Below are 19,374 nucleotides of genomic sequence, written 5' to 3'. Positions count from 1 at the left end.
TTGAAGAGTTTCGGGAGGGTGAAGTTGAGGTATTCAAGAACAGCAATGAGCACCGGCTAAAAACGTATTGCGAAATACATTCTTGGCCGGTGCGTCTATTATTAGCTGCTCAGTTTCTTGTCAGCCACTTCTGTGACTGCTTCAATATTTTCGCTGGCTGGTGCTGACGTCTCGAAAGCGCGGGCCACGAGGTCCTTTTGCTCTTTCACGTGCACTTTATTGTAGCCAGTAGCTGGCGATGCCGAGGGCTTACGGGCAATCACATCTTCCAATTCGCGGCGCATGAAGCGCAGCATGTAATTCCAGTAGCCCATGTTTTCGGGCTCTTCTTGTACCCAGAAAAGCTTGGCCTTAGGATACTTGGCTAGCTCAGCATTGAGTTGCTTCTTGGGGAAAGGATGGAGCTGCTCCAAACGAATGATAGCTACGTCCTTGCGCTGAGATTTCTGCTGCTCTTCCAATAAATCGAAGTACACTTTGCCGGAGCACAGCAGTACACGCTTCACCTTCTTGGTATCAGCGTACACGTCACCAAGAACCTCGCGGAAATTGCCCCCCGTAAACTCCTCCACTGGTGATACGCACAGCGGGTGCCGCAGCATCGACTTGGGCGACATCACCACCAGCGGCTTGCGGAAACTCCAGGTGAGCTGGCGCCGCAGGGCGTGGAAGAAGTTGGCCGGCGTCGTGATGTTGGCTACAACGATGTTGTTTTCAGCCGAAAGCTGCAGGAAACGCTCTGGGCGGGCGTTGGAGTGCTCTGGTCCTTGGCCTTCATAGCCGTGGGGCAGCAGCATTACCACACCATTCATACGCTGCCACTTGCTCTCCGACGACACGATGAACTGGTCAATCATGGTCTGGGCACCGTTGGCAAAGTCACCGAACTGCGCTTCCCACACTACTAGGGCAGTAGGGTTAGCCATGGCATAGCCAAATTCGAAGCCTAACACCGCGTACTCACTGAGTAGAGAGTTGTAAATCCGCAGCTTCTCCTGGCCTTCCTCAATGTGGTTCAGGGAAGTGTAAGGAGCCGAAGTTTCCGCGTCGTGGAGCACGGCGTGACGGTGGGAGAAAGTGCCGCGCTGGCAATCCTGTCCGCTCACACGCACAATGTGTTTTTCCTGGAGCAGGGAGCCGTAAGCCAAAAGCTCGGCCGCTGCCCAGTTCAGAATGCGCGTCTCGAAGAACATCTTGCGGCGCTCCTCAGTCAACTTTTCAATCTGCTTCAGCGGCCGGAATCCTTCGGGCAGCGTAGTCAGCGCCTTGCCTACTCTCATAATCGACTCCTCGCTGATGCCCGTCTCGGGTGACTGCTCGAAGTCGGCATCCGTGGCCCGACGCAGGTTGCGCCACTCATTTTCGAGGGCCTGGTAGTTATATGGCAGAGGCTTCTGCTTCACCATATCCAGGCGGGCCTGCAGCATCTCGCGAAACTCGCGGTCCATCTGGTTGGCCAGCTCAGCATCTACGTCGCCACGCTGCACGAGCATAGTGTTGTACACCTCGCGCGGGTTCTGATGCTTAGAAATGATGTTGTAGAGCGTAGGCTGAGTGAACTTGGGCTCATCCGACTCGTTGTGGCCGTGGCGGCGGTAGCACACCATATCAATGAAGATATCGGCGTGGAACTGCTGGCGGTACTCGGTAGCGAGGCGCACAGCAAAGACTACCGCTTCTGGGTCGTCGCCGTTCACGTGCAGCACTGGCGCGTCGATGATCTTTGCTAAATCGGTGCTGTAGATGCTGGAGCGAGCGTCTTCGAAATCGGTAGTGAAGCCTACTTGGTTGTTAATTACAAAGTGAATGGTACCACCCGTGCGGTAGCCTTCCAGCAGCGACATTTGGGTAAGCTCGTAGCCAATGCCCTGGCCAGCCAGCGCTGCATCACCATGAATCAGGATGGGCAGAATCTGGTGGTAATCGTCGTTGTATTGGTGCGCGATTTTGGCGCGTACAAAGCCCTCAACTACCGGATTCACCGCCTCCAAGTGGGAGGGGTTGGGGGCCAATTTCAAGTTGACTTTGTGCCCGCCCTCGGTGTCTACTTCAGAGGAGTAGCCCATGTGGTACTTTACGTCGCCATCGCCCATCGTTAGGTCGGGTACGGCAGTGCCCTCGAATTCTGAGAAGATCTGCTCGTACGTCTTGCCCATGATGTTGGCCAACACGTTCAAGCGGCCACGGTGAGCCATACCAATCATCACCTCACGCACGCCCAAATCGGCGGCTTTATTGATGATGGCATCCAGAGCGGGAATAGTGGTTTCGCCGCCCTCAAGCGAGAAGCGCTTCTGACCCAAGAACTTGGTATGCAAGAAGTTCTCAAATACTACGGCTTCGTTTAGTTTGCTCAGAATCCGCTTCTTATACTCCAGACCAGGATTAAAGCTCAAGGAATCTTTCTCCACCTTATCTCGGAACCAGTCCAGAATTTGGGGGTCGCGGATGTACATATACTCGAAGCCGATGCTACGGGTGTAGATCTTCTCCAGAGCGGCCACAATGTCGCGCAGCTTGGCGCCGGTGCCCAAGCCCAACAGCTCACCGTTTCTGAACGGAGTGTCGAGGTCGGCTTCGGTCAAGCCAAAGTCAGCGATGTCGAGGCGGGCTTTGCGGTCTTTGCGCTCCCGCACGGGGTTGGTGCGGGCCCGTAAATGCCCCCTGCTGCGGAATGCATGAATCAGGTTGCGCACCTGCGTTTCTTTATCAGCAGCCACCGTGTCCACGGCTCGAACGGCTTCCGCATCATTGGTGGAAGCAGGAGTAGTTAATACACCTGAGCCAGTAGGTTGGGTAGTCTGACCGTCGCCATTTGGAAACTGCTGGGAGAAGTCAAAGCCTTCAAAGAACTTGCGCCAGCCAAAATCCACCGATTCGGGATCTTGCTGGTAAGTTTTATAAAGCTGGTCTATGTAGTCGCCGTGAGCATTGGCGATGTAAGAGTAAGCGTCCATCGGGTAAGGAGCTAAGTGAGTCAGGTCAAAGGTATACAGCCTAGTTTAAAGCTGAAAACCTGTATTCGAGTTCACAAATACGCCTGTATTTCAACCAATTGATTTTTACGCTGCAATCGTTACGTTGCGTTCAGTAGCCAATCTATTCAAAATAAAAACAAAGCCCTCCCTCTAAAAGAGGAAAGGCTTTGATAAAACACAGAATGTTTAAGCGAATTTCTACTGTGGCAAAGCCATTTTAAGAATGCGATAGGGCTGATCCTGCTTACCAACGCCTTTATTCCATGTTGGTACTTTATGAATAGCAGAAGTTGTCACAAACAACTCATCCTTCCCAGTAATGGCATAGGTATCAGGCCACTGCAAACGAGGCTCGGTCACAAGAGTTTGCACTTTGCCATCGGGGGTACGCCGCACCAAGGCATTATTCTCGAAGGAGGTTAGATACACATTGTTCTTGGCGTCTATCTCCATACCGTCGGTGGCCGGTATCGTACCCATGTTTTCTACTTGCTGGCCTAACTGAGCAGCTGATAGAGCCGTGCTGCGCAGAGCTTCGGTTTTGATGCGGTAAAGCGTGTGGCTTGTCAGAGGTGCCCAATATAAATAGGCGTTGTCGCGGCTAAGAGCAATGCCGTCGGCGTGTAGAGCCATGGGTTTGCCTTTAGGGTCAATCATAGGGTGACCGTCGGCTTTCAATATGAGGCCGGGCTCTGGGTGGACTGATGGATGGTCGGCGAGTAGGCGGCGCGAGGTACCGTTTTTTAAATCGACTACTACAATGGCGCCCATGCCAGAGTCGGTGATGTAAGCGACGTTGCGCTGGGTGTCGATGCGCACATCATTTAGGTAAGATTTGCGCGGGGCCACGGAAGCTGGAAAGCTAATGTTCTGCACTACCTTATTAGTGCTGGGGTCAATCTTGACTAATTTGGGGCCGCCCGGCACGGTGGCGGCTAAGCCCGGCGCGGCGGGGTCGAGAACCCAGAGCATGCCGGTTTGATCGACGTGCACGCTCTGCGGGCAGACCCAATGCTTTTGGGGCTCGTTGCGCACTGAGTCATTCCAAGTGCACCAACCAGCGTCGGGGTAAGGCTGTACTGAGTTATCAGTGCCAATTAGCGCTACCGGAGCGACGGGATTGTTGTCCCAGCGTGGGAAAACGCCAAATACTCGCCCATCGGGCACAACGGCTACTCCTACTATCTGCGGCTCCCGAAACTCAGCTACCACTTGAAGAGGTGAGTTGGCCGGTGCTCCTGACCGAGCGGTACCCGTAGAGTCACTGTCGTCGGAGCCGGGAGTGGTAGCACCAGAGCCAGAAGGTGATGAGCAACTGAAGGCGGCGCTTATTAAAAACAAGCCCGCGCTGAGCGCTAAGGTCGAGCGCCACGTGGTAGTTAGGGCAGATACTGCCATACGATGTAAGGGGTTAAGAAGGCGGCGAAAAATCACGGAGTAACCCGGACTGTACTTTCCTTACGTCCCCTTACGTAAGCAAGTTTTCCTGATTCGGATGGGCGAAATGCAACAGAAAATATGGGTAATAATGATGCTGTTTGGACGACACTATAAACTTGCTCTATAATTAAAAAAGTCGAATATATTGCTTAAAATATTAAATAAAGCCAATCATAAATAAATTTACTGCTAAAAACAGCCCTTTCATCCCCTTAAACAACGTATTCATCTACTAGTCAGAATGTAGTGCAACCTTTTACTGGAGGTGCGAGTTAATCGGTTCTGTTCGCGCGACTGCGGGAGCGGCCCATCCTCTTCGGGAGTTATAGAAGAGTCACCACACCTGATGTCATGTCTATTGCGTTATTTATCCTAACTCTCCTCTTCCCGCCTCAAACAAGTACCTCTGCACCGCTGCCACTTACGCCGGCGGTTACTAATCTTACTCCTCGGCACATCATTTTTGATGCTCCTACACCGGTAGCCGCTGTGCTGCCCCGTCACCTACCTGGCTACAAAGTAACGGCCACAGTTTATTGGGCTGAGCCCAGACAAACGGACTCTGACCCGCTTATTACCGCCGATAACTCGCGCATTAGCCGAAATCATTCGAGCAAGCACCGCTGGATAGCTCTTTCCCGGGATATGCTTAAGCAAAATGGTGGCAAGTTTGAATACGGTGACTTAGTTCACGTCAGTGGAATCTCGCCCAAACTTGATGGCGTGTATGAACTCCACGACACAATGAATCGTCGCTTACGCCGCACTATTGACTTATTGGTGCACAAAGACGAAAAGATTTACGGCAAGTGGGACGATGTGCGCATCAGCAAAGTACTCAAACCCGAATTGCAGTGGCAGGCCAGTTAAGCCGACGCCACATATTTTGCCCCCAGACGCTCAGCTTTGTACCTCCGGCTGGTACGCAGTCATTTCGCGGGGTTGCCCATCGGGCTCATACAAAAAGCTTAACGGCTGCTCCGGGTCGCGCATAATGGTAGTGTACGGAATTTGCCAGCGTTTCCACATTTCCAGTAATGACTGGGCATAGGCTGAGTTTTGCCAAGGAGCAAAAATGCCCCCTGTCACGTCATCAATGAGCGTATCGTAGGTAAGGCGTTGATCGCCGGGCCGTGGGGTGCGCACAAAGTAATCGGGAATCACGCCGAACAAATAAGCCGCATAGTATACGCGGGCTTTGAACTCGGCTACCTGAATAGGGTGCAGCGGACGCTGGGCGTCGGCCTGCACCTGTCCCATTGCCTGCCGAATGATGCCATTATCCATCAGACAGGCCATCAATACCACATTATCCAGCTTGATGCTGAAGACCATCGTGGTCAGGTCGTCGTCGTACTCAAAGGCAATGGTATCCTCGTGCGGAGCGGTTTCAAGAATGAACACCGAGGCTGGCAGGAAGTCCGAGAACTCGATGGGCACGCGTAAAGCCTGAAACGTTTGGAAGAAGGCTTGAAAGCGACGAAACATCTGTGCGTTTTCGGCCAAAGGATAACGAGGCTTCACCAGCGGGTCGAGTTCGGTGAGCAATTCGGTGGTCAAAATACCGTAGAACATTTTGCCCAACCACAGAAACAACGTTTTCTCGGGCAAAGCGCGCCAGCCTTCCAGCTCTTTCGCAGCCGTATCAGCCATTTGCGCTTCCAAGGGCTCCACGTACTGGGTGCGGCAGCGCGCGCAGCACGGAATCCGCAGGTCTTGATAGGTGCGGATGCTTTGGTCGAGTAGCAGAATCTGCCGCTCGGTTAGCTGGTAGCGCGCTTGCAGCCACTCGGCAAACACTGGCACCGAATCCAGGGCCGGATCGGTGGGCGCGCCGCACAGAAAGCAGTGCTGGTCGCCGAATTGCATGCGGCTGAACGGATCGTAGAGTGTGAGGTCGGGCGGTGTGGAGGTAGGCATAGCGCAGCAAAAGAAGAAAGCGCAAAAATAGGCGGCAGCCCGCACCTTATCCACCTCCCGCCGACAGCAGCAGCTATTCGCTCTTTCTCAACGAATAAAAAAGCCCCCCAGAATCTTCTGGGGGGCTTTTTTATTCGTTGGTGGCTTTGATTAGCGCGACAGGGAAGAACCAAGCTTGATCAGAACCTTGCCCAAATGATTGAGCGAGGCAGTGTAAGTGTTATTCGCTTCGTCAGCCACTTTATTAGCTTCGGCGCCTAGCGTAGCTAAGGTTTCGGCAATGGAGTGCGACTCGGTATCGTCGTCGGTGAGCTGCTCGCGCAGTGTGTTCAGCTCCTGGATTATTTTGGCCAAGCCAGGGCGCTCCGATGCGCGCAACACTTCTATCCAGCGGTCAATTTCAGTTAGTCCATACTGGTTCTCGCGGCTGGGCACTCCGTCGTTGAGCAGCTTCAGGGTATCGTCGAGCAGCGCCGTGTTTTGCTGCTCAGTCACGTCGAGCGGGATGGTGGGCGTGAGGGGCGTTTGGGGGGTTTGGGCGGTGGAATCCATAGTTCAGAGAGGCAAAGAGAAGGGAACGTCTTTGCTATACTGGCATCAGCTCTTAAAAGTTAAGCGCTAGGTGTAATGACTGATGCAGCGCTTGCTTTTGCGGCAGCTTAGGTGCTTCCACCGGGCGCAGCAGCAAGTTCATTTCGCGGCTCTGGGCACTGCACCAACTGCTGTAGTTGCTTACATAATTGGCTAGTATCAAGAAAAATTTAGTTGTGAGCGGGTTACTTTTTACAGAAAGCGGTATGAACCCATTATTTACTCACCAGAATTTATTTCCCTTAGCCATGAAAACCACTTTCAAATCCCTGCTCGTTTTAGCCGCTTTCGCTCCTTTCGCTCTTGCTTCTTGCTCAGAGAGCACCGAGAAGAGCGCCGAAGCTACCGCTGAAGGTGCTGCCAACGATGCTGCTAACAATGTTGAAAACGCTGGCGACGCCATCGAAGGTGCTACCGACAACGCTGCTGCTGACCTGAATGCTGATATGCAGCGTGAGCCCGGCGATACGGCTGTAGTTCAAAACAAAGAAGCTGACAAGCTTGTAGAAAAAGTACCTGCTAAGCAAAACTAGTTCTGCTGCTTAAGCAATCATAAAAAGCCCCCCAGACCTGGTCTGGGGGGCTTTTTGTTGTGGTTACTGTACAGGCGCTTGCACTTCGGGTTTGCCCGCCCTGGCCAGTTCCATTAGCACATCGTAGTACGGCCGGTCCAGGGCGCGGGCCTTTAGCCAGGCGTAGAAGCTCATGGCGTGAAGGTCTTCCCGCTCACTATCCAGCGGTACGGCATCGGCCATTTGCTCCACCCGCGTTAGGAAGCCGGGGCGCGTGGCCGCGGCCGGATCGTCGATGATGTCGCGCACTAAGTTCAGGTAACGAAGCACGTACTGATAGGGGCCGCCTTCCCCAAACCGCTCGCGGAAGCCGCGCTCAATGGCACGCAGGCGGTTCATGGCCAAGTCGGGGTTGCCCAGTTCCAGCTGCACCAGCATCTCACCCATATTTTTGTTAAATACCCATTCCACGCCCATTTTCTGCTCACACCAGTGGTCGGAGCGGCCGATACCAATGAGAACCTGGTTGGTTTTGGCAAATTGGTTTTCGGCAAAGTAATGAAAGCCTAGCCCCAGCCGAGCCGTGAGCTGGTCGGCGGGCGTAAGCGTTACTTCGCGGCCTTGCAGCAAGTTTTCTAGTAGACTAATACTCTCCGCGTTGCGACGTAAAAATGAATAATTAGCGGCTAGCAGAAAAATGTATTTAGGGTAAAAATCGCTCATGTAGCTGCGCGAGCCTGCGTACAGCGCCGTGCGCAGCTGCTCCAGGGAAGCTATCGACTCGGTGAAGCGACGGGAGCGGTACTGGGCGTGAGCAATCATATACAGCAGGCCCAGCTGGTAGTAGCGGTGGGCGGGACGGAAGCCGTGGCGCTTTTCCATAAGCGTGTAGCAGCGCCGCACGAAGGGCGCAAACGACACAAAATCGCGGCGCACCAGCATAGAGCTGCGAGCAATGGACATGAGCCGGTACAGCAACGACGGGCTGCGGGCAAAAGCTTCCTGCAAGTCATACTCGCGCAGCACTTCCTGCATAATGCTATCAAAGGCTTCCCCGGCCCGGCCCCGACTGCGGGCCTCGCGCAGGCGGGCCCGAATCAGGCTGTCGGCAATACCAGCGCGCTCCTCCTCGTCGGCAGCCTTTTTGTTGTGGTTGCGGCGGCGGATAATGTCGTCCAAGTCGTCGGCGTACTCGCTGCTGGCTTGGGCAATCTGAAGGTTATAAATGGAATTAAGCAACTCATACTGCTCATTCTGGTGGGCTAGCTTCTCGGCTTTGCGCAATGTGGACCACGCCAGCCGCGGCACACCCGCGTCGAACAGGTATTGGGCCAGCGTGAGCTGCCCGCGCACCGAAGACGCCGCCGTAGGATCGAATTGGCGCTGACGCAGCAGCAGATAGTCGGTGAGGTGGCGCATGAGGCGCTTGCGCAAGGCGTAATACGCCACGGCGTTGGGCTCGTCGGGGTAAAGCTTGGCTAGCAGTTCCTCCGTCGAATAAGCCTTGGGCGCCAACAACAGCTCATACAGGCGCGAATCCATGCGCCCCTTAGCCTTTTTGCGCTGGCGCTGCACAAAGCGGCCAAACTCCTTGCGGTCGTCGGGCGAGAAAGTAGCCAGGGTGGTGCGCAGGTCATCCATATACGAATTGGAAAAGCTAAATATAGCCGCTGGGGGCCATTTTGTAAAGTCTAATAAAATATCATTTATAACAACTGTAAATCAAGTATTTATCCTCGCTATTGATTGATAATAAAAGTCTGAAAAATCCAAAAAGTGGTTCGTGTTTTATAGGGTGAAGCCTGCACCTTCGGTTAGGATTTCACTTTAAACACTACCTATATGAAACGCTTGCTACTTTCTCTGCTGATGCTGGCTTTCGTGGCCTTCTCAGCTCAGGCTCAAGACCTGCTCACCAAGCAAAATGGGGAGGAGCTCCAGGTGAAAGTTCTGGAGATTACACCTACCGAAGTGCGCTACAAGCGCACCGACAACCCCGACGGCCCCCTTATCAGCGTGCGCCGCGCCGACGTATTCATGATTCGGTACGCTTCGGGCTCCAAGGAGGTATTTAGACCCACTCAAAATGCCCCCCAACTCGGCACCATCCCGCCCCCGCCCGGTCCTGTAGTACCCGGCGACGAGGATTCTGCATATGAAGATGTGCATCTAAATGGTCCTCGTGTTGGCTTCTCCATCCTTTCATCCGGTGTCTTAGATAAGGCGCGCGAGAACAGCTATTTGAGTAACCTCAACCCGTTCATCACCCAGTTCGGCTGGCAGTTCGAAACCCGCATTTTTCGATTGCCCAACGGAACCGCTGGCCTGCTAGAGATAGTGCCGCTGATTGGCGGCTTAGAGCAGGGCAAATTCATTCCGAGCCTAAATGCCCTAGTGGGTATCCGCGGGCCAAAGGGACTAGAGTTCGGTTTGGGACCAAATCTGACACCTCAAAGTGCTGGCATAGCCTTGGCCGTGGGCACCTCTTTTCGCTCTAATGGGGTCAACTTCCCCGTGAATCTGGCCGTGGTTCCCGGCAACGGGGGAGTCCGGTTCGGCTTGCTGGTCGGCTTTAACTCGCGGCGGCGCTAACGTACCCATATCCCTTTCTCTGACTTATATCTCTACTACTATGCGCTCCTTTCTACTTGCTTGCTTCTACTGCCTGGCTGCGCTAAGTGCCTCAGCCCAAGACACCATACTACGCACCGACGGCGATGAGGTGAAGGCGCGGGTACTAAGCATCACGCCCACCGACATTACATACATACCCATCACCGAGCCGCCGAGCACCGATACACTACGTCTAGCCGCCACCGACGTCTTCTTAATTCGCTACGCCAATGGCACGAAAGAAATAGTCACCTCCTCGGCTACCGCTGCTCCTGCTGTAGGGCTAGGACGTACGGCGCAGGAGATGAATAACCTGGGTCGCATGGATGCGCGAAGATATTTCAAAGCGCCAGGTGCTTTTTGGGGCACTGCTGGGGCTACATTCGTTAGCATCTCTGCCTTCGGCATCGGGGGAGTAGCTACCGGCGTAGCCATTGCGGCCTCGCCACCGAAGCGCCATAATATGATAACTACTGATCAAGCACTGCTCAACGACCCAAACTACTTAGACGGCTACCAGAAGCAGGCCCAACGTAAAAAATGGGGCAGTGCAGCCGGCGGATTTGGAACAGGATTAGCAACGGGAGTAGTAGTAGGCTTTGTTGCTCTGATGGTAGCTTTCGGCGCGCACTAAGTAGTTCAAGCTTAGCCTACCAATGCAGTTACATTCTTATATCAAAGCATCATTTTGCTTCAATCCTCTATGCGCGTTTTTCTACTTGCTTTTACTCTCCTGTGCTGCACTATACTGCGTATCCAGGCCCAAGACACTATTTTGCGCACGAATGGCGAGGAAATAATGGCGCGAGTGTTAACTATTACACTTGGGGAAGTTAAATATCTGCCTATTAACGAGCGGCCGAGCACCGATACCGTCTATTTAGCTACTAGCGATATATTTATGGTTCGCTACGCTAGTGGTTCAAAGGTACTGTTAAACACTACCGCTTCTAAAGCGCCGAAACGAGCTTCAGAACGCACAGCAGCAGAAATGGCAATCCAGGGCCGTATGGATGCGCAGCAGTATTTCAAGGCACCTGGAAGCTTATTTGGAACTGCTGCCGCGACCACCTTAAGTGTGATGATTTTTGGTCCTTCTGCGCTGGGCACGTTGGGCGGTATAGCTACTGGCACCGCCATCGCTGCCTCCCCAGTGCAGGATAAGAATTTTATAGTCCCAGACGAGGCACTGCTCAATGACCCAAACTACTTAGATGGTTACCAGAAGCAGGCCCAACGCAAAAAGCTAGGCAAAGTAGGGGGCGGTTTGGGTATAGGACTCGTCACCGGTACGGTTTTATGGTTTGTAGTAGCCCTCTCGCGTACCAATCACTTCTAACTGCTAAGCTCAACTTTACAACATCATAGGCGTAAGCCAGAGGGTAAGCACTTCATTTCCACCCTTAAGCTCTACGACAATGGATATCGACAAAAGCACCGAATGGCGCGCTCGTGGCAACTGGAACGAAGTAAAAGGAAAGTTTCGGCAGGAGCACGCCAACATGACCGACGACGATATGGAGTACGCCGAAGGCCAGCAGGAAGAGTGGCTGGGCCAGCTGCAACAAAAAGCGGGCAAAACGGCCGACGAAATAAAATCTTGGTTTAATCGGAATTTTTAGCCTTTCCGGTTGACCTTTTTCACAAAGCTCCGTACCAGCTGTAAAAAGCTGCTGTGGAGCTTTTTGTGTACCCGCCCTGTTTGCCCTCTATTCTTTCTTATTAATAAGCTCCGGCCCGTCACCGTTAGCTTACGTTGGCTTTTGTGTATGAAGATCTTCCCGGAAGAACTGTATTCCTTGGGAAACCTGGATTTACTGACGCTTCCCAAAACAGCTTTCCTTTGCTCTCGCAATTACCCCGGTTACGTAGAGCACCTTACTTATTTGTGGGCGCTAGAACAACGTGCCAACGGCAACTGCGTGGTGTCAGGCTTCCACTCTCTGCTGGAGCAAACCGTCTTCCGCTACTTGCTTCAGGGCGAGCAGCAGCCGATTGTATACGCGCTCGGTCGGGGTATCAGGCCTAATATCAGGCTGGAATATGAGACGGAAATAGGCGCTGGTCGTCTGCTTTTTCTTACTCCTTTCGAGGAGGATGTAACCACCATCACCCAGGAAACTGCCGACATCCGCAACCTGCTGGTAGCCGATCTGGCCGATCAATTCTTTATTCCGTATATGACGCCGGGAGGCAATTTGGAGCGCCTGCTGCAAAGTGGTGCTCTGGAAGGCAAGCCCATTTTCACCCTCGATCTGGCCGAGAATGAAGCGTTGTTCCGGCTCGGAGCCGAGTTGTATCAGCCCGAAGGATTGCTAGGCCGGCCAATGATGTACTCAGTGGCTTCCTAGCACTGCTTGGGTTTGCTCTGTTTTCATTTTCCGCTCTTTTCCTACCTACCGCTATGATGAACACCTCCTCCGTTACGTCTTCTCTCCCCCACTCTCCTTCCTCGGGCATTAAAGCATTGGCCCGGTTTGGCTTCGCGGCTAAAGGGGTAGTATACATTGTTGTAGGCACCTTAGCCGTGATGGCCGCTACTGGTGTGCAGGGGGGCAAAACTGCTGATAAACAGCAGGCTTTGCAAACTATTCAGGACCTGCCATTTGGGCGGGTATTGCTGGGGCTAGTTGCCTTCGGACTACTGGGCTACGTGGTGTGGCGGCTGGTTCAGGCCTTCCGCGACACAGAAGACAAAGGCTCTGATGCCAAAGGCATGGCCCGGCGACTGGGCTACGCGGGTAGTGGCTTGCTCTACGCCGGTTTAGCCTTCGCGGCTGGGCGTGCAGCCCTAAGCGGCGGCGCCAGCGGCCAGGGCGGCGGTACCCAACAATCATTAATTGCTAAGCTCCTAGATCAGTCGTGGGGCCAATGGGCGCTGGGTGCTATTGCGCTAGGTGTAATTGGCGCCGGCCTTTACCAGATCTACCGGGCTTACTCCGGCAAGTTTTCCAAGCACGTAAACAGCAGCGGATTGCCAGCTGAACAGCAAAGAATTGTGTACCGTACTGGCCAAGTGGGCTATACCGCCCGCGGCATCGTGATGGCCATCATCGGCTATTTCTTGCTGCAAGCTGCTATGCAGTCCAACTCCAACGCAGCCCAAGGCACCGAGGGCGCCTTCGATTTGCTCGCCAGCATGGGCCCCGCAGTATTAGCCATCGTAGCGCTGGGCCTTATGGCCTACGGTGTGTATATGTTGGTCCAGGCTAAGTATCCGGTGCTGCGAGGCGTATAAGTAGTCAGCTCTTGACCTAAACACAAACGGGCCTTTACCGCGTCGGTATATCTTATACGACGTGGTAAAGGCCCGTTTGTGTTTGGCTTATTTAATCAGCTACGTAGTCGGCTAGGTAACTATAGCGCTCCGTCAATTTGCCGCCCATGGCGATAGTAGCCCGCTCAATGATGGGCTCAGGCTGCTCACTGCCCAAGTGAGGGAACACCTTGTCAAGCAGCTGCCGACTAAAGTCGCGACTGGCGTTGCGGGGCAGTTCGCAGGGCAGATTGTCCACTGCCATTACCGTGATATTGCTAGCCCGAGAATAAGGCGGTTCCAGCTCGCCAGTTTGGGGGTTGTAGTCGAAAGCTGGCTCCTGAATACTACTGCTGCGCTTCGTGGTTGGGATGGAGCCGTTCACATCGCAGGTAATGTCGGCAATGGTGTTTATCCGAAAGTCGGGGCGCTGGGTGTCGGCTTCGGTGAACAGTTTGGGTGCCGCCGGATGCCAGTAGGCGCAGGCCAGCAGCAAATCGGTAACGGGCAGAAAATTTCCGAAGGTTGATTCGTACTCCTGGGGGTTGCGGTGAAAATCGGGCGTGTCCCACACCCGGCCGTCGCGACGGCGGTTGTAGTCGCTGCTGCGGAGCTGAGTGTATACCGGCTCATTGAAGTTCAGATACAGGTAATCGTAGACGCTCACCCGCCGAATGCCCATTTTATCCAGCACTTCTACCGCGCCCTGCGCCACCCGCCCCGAGCCGGTCACGGCCATCTTGATGGGGGGCAATTTTTTCACTTTGAAAAATTCCTCCTGCATGTCCTCCATGTCCACGCACTGGTAGGCGGGTTTCAGCTCATACAGTTGATGCTTGCGGCCGTAGGTCAGTAGTCCGTTATAAGCGCCCACAATGCCGGCCCAGCGCCCAAAAGCCACGATTCGCTCGCCCTTCTCATTGGTCAACAGTTCGTAGTCAATCAGCGTGATGTTCTTCTTTAAGACTTGCCGCAAGAGCTCCCGGTTGGCGGGCTGCTTTTTTACGGTATGCGAAAAGAACATGTAGGTTTTGTTGGGTATAAGCTTGGCAGGCGGCACCTCTTTCACGCCCAACAGCAAGTCGCAACCAGATACATCTGCCCGAACTTCGATACCCAGATCGCGGTATTCCTGGTCCTTAAAGCTGCGCAAAGGGCATTCCTGTACGACAATGCGCACACCAGGAAACAGCGTTTCGGCCTCTACACACTTTTTGGGCGTGAGCGTCACGCGCAGGTCGGGGGGCATTTTTCCTTCGCGAATGATACCAATAGTTAGTGGGCGCATGTGAGAAAAGAGATTGGATGGGTGGGAGAACAAATCTGGTTAATTATTTTGGCCTAGAAGCGCAACCGGCTTCCTAAGCCTAATAATCCTATCGTCAGGAGAGGTTTTCGCCTTACCTTTGTTACAGGTTCGGCTGCTCGCGCGGCCACATCTTCCCGCCACCTCTATCTTCTCTTTATGTTGCTGAAAATCAAGCCCGCTGATGTGTTCGTGGACCGTCACAACGGCCCCGACGAAGTTGCTGTAGCTCAAATGCTGCGCACCATTGGCGTGGAATCCCTCGATCAGCTTATCGACGAAACCGTGCCGGCGGCCATCCGCCTAAAACGCCCTCTGAACCTGCCCGCCGCGCTTACCGAGCGCGCTTTTTTGGCTAAGTTCAAGCAGATAGCTGGTCAGAACAAAATCTATAAAAACTACATCGGCCTGGGCTATCACGACACCCAGCTGCCAGCCGTTATTCAACGTAATATTCTTGAAAACCCCGGCTGGTACACTGCTTATACGCCCTACCAGGCCGAAATCGCTCAAGGCCGCTTAGAAGCCCTGCTCAATTATCAGACGATGATAATTGACTTGACCGGCCTCGAAATTGCCAACGCCAGCCTGCTCGACGAAGGCACTGCCGCCGCCGAGGCGATGAACATGTTTCATAGCCAGACCAAGAAAAAGAACACCACTAAGTTCTTCGTCTCGGAGCTGGTATTGCCCCAAACCATCGACGTGCTGCGCACCCGCGCCACGCCGCTGAATATCGAGTTGATAATCGGCGACCACCTTACCGCCGACCTCACCGATGAGGCCCTGTTTGGCGCTATGCTCCAGTACCCCGCCGCCGACGGCCAGGTATTCGACTACACCGATTTCATCACGCAGGCACACGCTAACGGCCTTTTCGTAACCGTAGCTGCCGACTTGATGGCGCTGACGCTGCTGAAGTCGCCCGGCGAAATGGGCGCTGATGTGTGCGTAGGCAACTCTCAGCGCTTCGGTGTACCGATGGGCTACGGTGGCCCTCACGCTGGTTTCTTTGCTACCAAAGACCAGTTTAAGCGCGTCATTCCGGGCCGCCTGATCGGTCAAAGCATCGACGCGGCCGGCAATAAGGCGCTGCGCATGGCGCTGCAAACCCGCGAGCAGCACATTCGCCGCGAAAAAGCTACGAGCAACATCTGCACGGCGCAGGTGCTACTGTCCGTGCTGGCCGGTATGTATGCCGTGTACCACGGTCCGGAGCGTATTCGTCAGTTTGCCACTAATATTCACGCCCTGACCCAAACGCTGGAAAAAGCGTTGACGGCGCTGGGCGTGGAACAAAGCAATGAGTTCTACTTCGACGCGCTAAATCTGCGTCTGGAAAGCCAGGAGTTGCAGCAAGCTGTGAAGCGTGAAGCTGAAGCCGCTGGCTTGAACTTCCGCTATTTCGACGAGGTGCGCGTAGGTATTTCTCTGCACCAAAACACCGAAATTCACGACGTTGCCGACATCGTAAGCGTATTCGCCAAAGTGCTTGGTAAAGAAGCTAGCGCGGTAGAAATGCCCGCCAACGTGGAGCTAACCTGGCCTGAAGAGTTGGTACGTACCAGCGACTATCTCACGCACCCGATCTTCAACACGCACCACTCCGAGCACGAGATGCTGCGTTACATGAAGCACCTGGAAAACAAGGATTTGAGCTTAGCTCACTCCATGATTCCGCTAGGCTCGTGCACCATGAAGCTCAATGCCACCGCTGAGATGATTCCAGTAACGTGGCCTGAAATCGGTGGCCTCCATCCTTTTGCCCCCCGGGAGCAAGCACAAGGCTACCAGCAGATTTTTGAGGAACTGGAAGCCTGGCTGTGTGAGGTAACCGGCTTTGCTGCCATGAGCTTACAGCCAAATTCTGGCGCTCAGGGCGAGTATGCTGGCTTGCTAGTTATTCGTGCCTACCACGAAGGCCGGGGCGAAGGCCACCGCAACATTGCCCTGATTCCTGCTTCGGCCCACGGCACCAACCCCGCTTCGGCCGTTATGGCAGGCATGCAGGTAGTGGTGGTTAAAAGCTCAGAGAAAGGTGAAATCGACGTTGCTGACTTAAAGCAGAAAGCCGAGCAGCACGCTGCCAATCTTTCTTGCCTCATGGTGACTTACCCCAGCACGCACGGCGTGTACGAGGAAACCATCATCGACATTTGTCGCACCATTCACCAGCACGGCGGCCGCGTGTACATGGATGGCGCCAACATGAACGCTCAAGTGGGCCTCACCTCGCCCGCCAATATCGGCGCCGACGTGTGTCACCTCAACCTACACAAAACCTTCTGCATTCCGCACGGTGGTGGTGGTCCTGGCGTAGGCCCGATTGGTGTAGTAGCTGATTTGGCCCCTTACCTGCCTGGCCACGTGGTCGTAGAAGTAGGACATGAGAAAGCTACTGGCGCCGTTTCTTCGGCTCCTTGGGGCTCAGCCAGCATTCTGCCTATTTCTTACGCTTACATCTCAATGATGGGCGGTGAAGGCTTGACTCAGGCTACCCGCATTGCTATTCTGAATGCCAATTATATCAAAGCTCGCCTCGAAGAGCACTATCCGGTGCTGTATGTAGGGGAGAAAGGTCGTTGCGCCCACGAAATGATTCTAGAGTGCCGCCACTTCAAAAAGGCTGGCATTGAGGTAGAAGACATTGCCAAGCGCCTCATGGACTACGGTTACCACGCGCCGACTGTGTCGTTCCCCGTAGCCGGTACGCTGATGGTAGAGCCTACCGAAAGCGAAAGCAAAGAAGAGCTCGACCGCTTCTGCGACGCTATGATCAAGATTCGGCAGGAGATTCGGGCCGTGGAAGAAGGCCGCGCCGATGCCAAGGACAACTTGCTCAAGCACGCGCCCCACACGGCGGCTACCATCATGGCCAACGAGTGGGACCGCCCTTACACCCGTGAGCAGGCTGCGTACCCTATCGAGTACGTGCGCGCCGCCAAGTTCTGGCCCACTGTCAGCCGCATCGACTCCGCTTTCGGCGACCGGAACCTAATCTGCGCCTGCACGCCCATTGAGGAGTATGTGGACGCCGAGGAGAAGCTGGTCGAAACCGACAAAGGCCCATCGTATTAAGCTTCGGCTCTTAATCGGCACATAAAAAGCCCCCCAGAACTGTTCTGGGGGGCTTTTTATGTTTATAGCAGATATTCGGCTTGCTGTTAACTGGCTTATATCTGCGGGAAGCAGGTGCGGTAGAGGTAGCCATTCAGCACCTTTCCGTTTTCCGTCACGCGGGCTCGGACGAAGTATGCATCAACCGTGTCGATCACCTGTACTTTGGTGTTCACGCCGAGGTTAGTTAGCTGGTTAGACTCTTTGGTCATGCCATCGTAAAGGATACACTCCACAACGGTGTTGTGATCTACTGGTTTTTTGTTGCTACGCGAGGAGAAAGCATCGTCGCGGACGGCGCTGCACGAAGCAAGCAGAGCGAAGCCAAATAGGCAGGGGTAGAGTTTGCGCATAGGTAGAGTTTAGGTTGGGGAAGATATAGAAATTTCAAGTTGATCAAGGTTTTTTCCCCGAAAAAATTTGGTTTTACTCATTTTGCAAGGCCGTTATTTTGGGAACATTGCACCCCAGCATAGCGTTGTAAGGCCAGAGTCAAATATCAGTTCTGCTCGTTCGTTGTAACGGGCAAAAGCTATCTTGGCTCATCACTTTAACTCTTCGCTAATCAACATGAACCTATTCACCCGTTTATTCACCCGTCCGGTTGCTTTAGTAGCCGTGGGGTTGTCTTTACTACTGGGCGCTACCAGCTGCTCTTCTTCCCGAGTAGGCGTTACCTCCGACTACGACCATTCCGTTAATTTTCGCAACTACAAAACTTGGTCGTGGTACCCACAGCAAACGGCTGACGCCGAGGGTGGCCCGGCCCGCGGCTATAACTCTTTCCTCGACAAGCGCCTACGCACGGCTGTGGAAATGGAAATGAAAAAGCGTGGCCTGACCTACACAGAGCAAACACCCGATTTATTTGTGGCTTACAGCGCCAAAGTAGAAGATAAGCAGCAGATTAATGGCGGTGGCTTTGGCTATCCCTTTTATGGTTATGGCGCCTACGGAATGTATGGCCGGGGGCCATATGCACCAGTAACCCAGTACAAGGCCGGCACCGTTATCATCGACCTTGTAGATGCCAAGCGCAAGGAGTTGGCATGGCGCGGTCAGGGCCAAGCTCAGGTAGACAAGAACACGATTTCGGAAGAAGAAGTATACCGCATTGTGGGTGGCATTTTGGAGAACTATCCACCCCAGGATGGTGCTAACTCGAACGCTCGTCGCTAATTCGCTTCGTCTTTAGTTTGAAAGCAGCTTTGCCGTTTGGCGAAGCTGCTTTTTGCTTTCTCTAGAAGGCAGCAAGCGTTTCTGATTCGTCAAGAGGCCTGTACGCTTGACGCTTTTTAGGGTCGGGTCCGAAGCGGTTGGGTCCCGCAGTACCATCTACTAGTGGAATGCCGGCGCCAAACAAGTTACCCACTATTGGCACTATCAGCAGCAGCCACCACCAGCCCGCAAGGTTGGTATCGTGCAGGCGCTTTACGGTCTGAACGATAACCAGCAAACTAATCCCAATCAGTAGCACCGCCATGACCAGAATAGCCAGATCTTCCTGGTCAGCCCGATGCTGCACCCATCGATCTAAGCCGGCATAGGCGAGTAGCAACGCACCATACAACCCTATCACCCGACCCCAGTACGCCCGGCGACGCAGCCGCCCACGAAACATAAAAAACTCTTTCATGCAGT

The 19,374-nt window shown here is 53.9% G+C and carries 18 protein-coding genes; 10 read left to right on the top strand and 8 right to left on the bottom strand.

What is annotated here, in order from left to right:
• Positions 1 to 101: 101 nt before the first annotated feature.
• A complete protein-coding gene (locus tag ACW9KT_RS02540; protein WP_457077816.1) occupies positions 102 to 2,957 on the bottom strand; it encodes a 2-oxoglutarate dehydrogenase E1 component in 2,856 nt (951 codons plus the stop codon).
• A gap of 219 nt (positions 2,958 to 3,176) precedes the next feature.
• The gene (locus tag ACW9KT_RS02535; protein ID WP_457077815.1) at positions 3,177 to 4,376 is read right to left on the bottom strand and encodes an L-dopachrome tautomerase-related protein; all 1,200 of its coding nucleotides are present in this window, start codon (positions 4,374 to 4,376) and stop codon (positions 3,177 to 3,179) included.
• A gap of 393 nt (positions 4,377 to 4,769) precedes the next feature.
• Here ACW9KT_RS02535 and ACW9KT_RS02530 point away from each other — a divergent pair, with 393 nt between their 5' ends.
• Positions 4,770 to 5,288 (top strand): hypothetical protein, encoded by a 519-nt coding sequence (locus ACW9KT_RS02530; RefSeq protein WP_457077814.1) that lies wholly within the window; start codon positions 4,770 to 4,772, stop codon positions 5,286 to 5,288.
• Between the two features lie 30 nt (positions 5,289 to 5,318).
• Here the strand turns inward: ACW9KT_RS02530 and ACW9KT_RS02525 are convergent, their stop codons facing one another.
• Together ACW9KT_RS02525 and ACW9KT_RS02520 are read right to left on the bottom strand one after the other, a co-directional pair.
• Positions 5,319 to 6,338, bottom strand: a complete 1,020-nt coding sequence (locus tag ACW9KT_RS02525) for a hypothetical protein (RefSeq protein WP_457077813.1) — start codon at positions 6,336 to 6,338, stop codon at positions 5,319 to 5,321.
• 150 nt (positions 6,339 to 6,488) lie between these two features.
• A complete protein-coding gene (locus ACW9KT_RS02520; protein ID WP_457077812.1) occupies positions 6,489 to 6,890 on the bottom strand; it encodes a hypothetical protein in 402 nt (133 codons plus the stop codon).
• Between the two features lie 287 nt (positions 6,891 to 7,177).
• Here ACW9KT_RS02520 and ACW9KT_RS02515 point away from each other — a divergent pair, with 287 nt between their 5' ends.
• Positions 7,178 to 7,462 carry a hypothetical protein gene (locus tag ACW9KT_RS02515; RefSeq protein ID WP_457077811.1) on the top strand — a complete coding sequence of 95 codons (285 nt, stop codon included), beginning with the start codon at positions 7,178 to 7,180 and terminating at the stop codon, positions 7,460 to 7,462.
• A 63-nt stretch (positions 7,463 to 7,525) separates the two neighbouring features.
• On the opposite strand, the gene ACW9KT_RS02510 is transcribed toward ACW9KT_RS02515, so the two are convergent.
• Positions 7,526 to 9,082 carry a hypothetical protein gene (locus tag ACW9KT_RS02510; protein ID WP_457077810.1) on the bottom strand — a complete coding sequence of 519 codons (1,557 nt, stop codon included), beginning with the start codon at positions 9,080 to 9,082 and terminating at the stop codon, positions 7,526 to 7,528.
• A 201-nt stretch (positions 9,083 to 9,283) separates the two neighbouring features.
• On the opposite strand from ACW9KT_RS02510, the gene ACW9KT_RS02505 reads away from it, so the two are divergent.
• The 6 genes from ACW9KT_RS02505 (at position 9,284) to ACW9KT_RS02480 (ending at position 13,292) form a co-directional block, all read left to right on the top strand.
• On the top strand, positions 9,284 to 10,033 hold the full coding sequence (locus tag ACW9KT_RS02505) for a hypothetical protein (RefSeq protein WP_457077809.1): 750 nt from the start codon (positions 9,284 to 9,286) through the stop codon (positions 10,031 to 10,033).
• Between the two features lie 40 nt (positions 10,034 to 10,073).
• A complete protein-coding gene (locus ACW9KT_RS02500) occupies positions 10,074 to 10,688 on the top strand; it encodes a hypothetical protein (RefSeq protein WP_457077808.1) in 615 nt (204 codons plus the stop codon).
• Positions 10,689 to 10,757: 69 nt separating this feature from the next.
• Positions 10,758 to 11,393 carry a hypothetical protein gene (locus tag ACW9KT_RS02495; RefSeq protein ID WP_457077807.1) on the top strand — a complete coding sequence of 212 codons (636 nt, stop codon included), beginning with the start codon at positions 10,758 to 10,760 and terminating at the stop codon, positions 11,391 to 11,393.
• 79 nt (positions 11,394 to 11,472) lie between these two features.
• Positions 11,473 to 11,676, top strand: a complete 204-nt coding sequence (locus ACW9KT_RS02490; RefSeq protein ID WP_457077806.1) for a CsbD family protein — start codon at positions 11,473 to 11,475, stop codon at positions 11,674 to 11,676.
• A gap of 147 nt (positions 11,677 to 11,823) precedes the next feature.
• Complete coding sequence (locus ACW9KT_RS02485; RefSeq protein WP_457077805.1) at positions 11,824 to 12,405, top strand: hypothetical protein; 582 nt, start codon at positions 11,824 to 11,826, stop codon at positions 12,403 to 12,405.
• A 53-nt stretch (positions 12,406 to 12,458) separates the two neighbouring features.
• Complete coding sequence (locus tag ACW9KT_RS02480) at positions 12,459 to 13,292, top strand: DUF1206 domain-containing protein (protein ID WP_457077804.1); 834 nt, start codon at positions 12,459 to 12,461, stop codon at positions 13,290 to 13,292.
• Positions 13,293 to 13,383: 91 nt separating this feature from the next.
• Here the strand turns inward: ACW9KT_RS02480 and ACW9KT_RS02475 are convergent, their stop codons facing one another.
• Positions 13,384 to 14,598 carry an NAD(P)-dependent oxidoreductase gene (locus ACW9KT_RS02475; RefSeq protein WP_457077803.1) on the bottom strand — a complete coding sequence of 405 codons (1,215 nt, stop codon included), beginning with the start codon at positions 14,596 to 14,598 and terminating at the stop codon, positions 13,384 to 13,386.
• A 177-nt stretch (positions 14,599 to 14,775) separates the two neighbouring features.
• On the opposite strand from ACW9KT_RS02475, the gene gcvP reads away from it, so the two are divergent.
• Positions 14,776 to 17,694: an aminomethyl-transferring glycine dehydrogenase gene (gcvP, locus tag ACW9KT_RS02470; RefSeq protein WP_457077802.1), complete on the top strand. Its 2,919-nt coding sequence runs from the start codon at positions 14,776 to 14,778 to the stop codon at positions 17,692 to 17,694.
• Positions 17,695 to 17,789: 95 nt separating this feature from the next.
• On the opposite strand, the gene ACW9KT_RS02465 is transcribed toward gcvP, so the two are convergent.
• Positions 17,790 to 18,086 carry a hypothetical protein gene (locus ACW9KT_RS02465; RefSeq protein ID WP_457077801.1) on the bottom strand — a complete coding sequence of 99 codons (297 nt, stop codon included), beginning with the start codon at positions 18,084 to 18,086 and terminating at the stop codon, positions 17,790 to 17,792.
• Between the two features lie 217 nt (positions 18,087 to 18,303).
• Here ACW9KT_RS02465 and ACW9KT_RS02460 point away from each other — a divergent pair, with 217 nt between their 5' ends.
• Complete coding sequence (locus ACW9KT_RS02460; protein ID WP_457077800.1) at positions 18,304 to 18,912, top strand: DUF4136 domain-containing protein; 609 nt, start codon at positions 18,304 to 18,306, stop codon at positions 18,910 to 18,912.
• 61 nt (positions 18,913 to 18,973) lie between these two features.
• On the opposite strand, the gene ACW9KT_RS02455 is transcribed toward ACW9KT_RS02460, so the two are convergent.
• Entirely contained in the window at positions 18,974 to 19,369 is a 396-nt protein-coding gene (locus ACW9KT_RS02455) for a DUF805 domain-containing protein (protein WP_457077799.1), read from the bottom strand.
• Between the last annotated feature and the right edge of the window lie 5 nt (positions 19,370 to 19,374).

This window comes from Hymenobacter sp. HD11105, from assembly GCF_054051685.1.
Note: the sequence above shows the minus strand (reverse complement) of the source record. Positions and strands in the feature narration are given on the sequence as shown.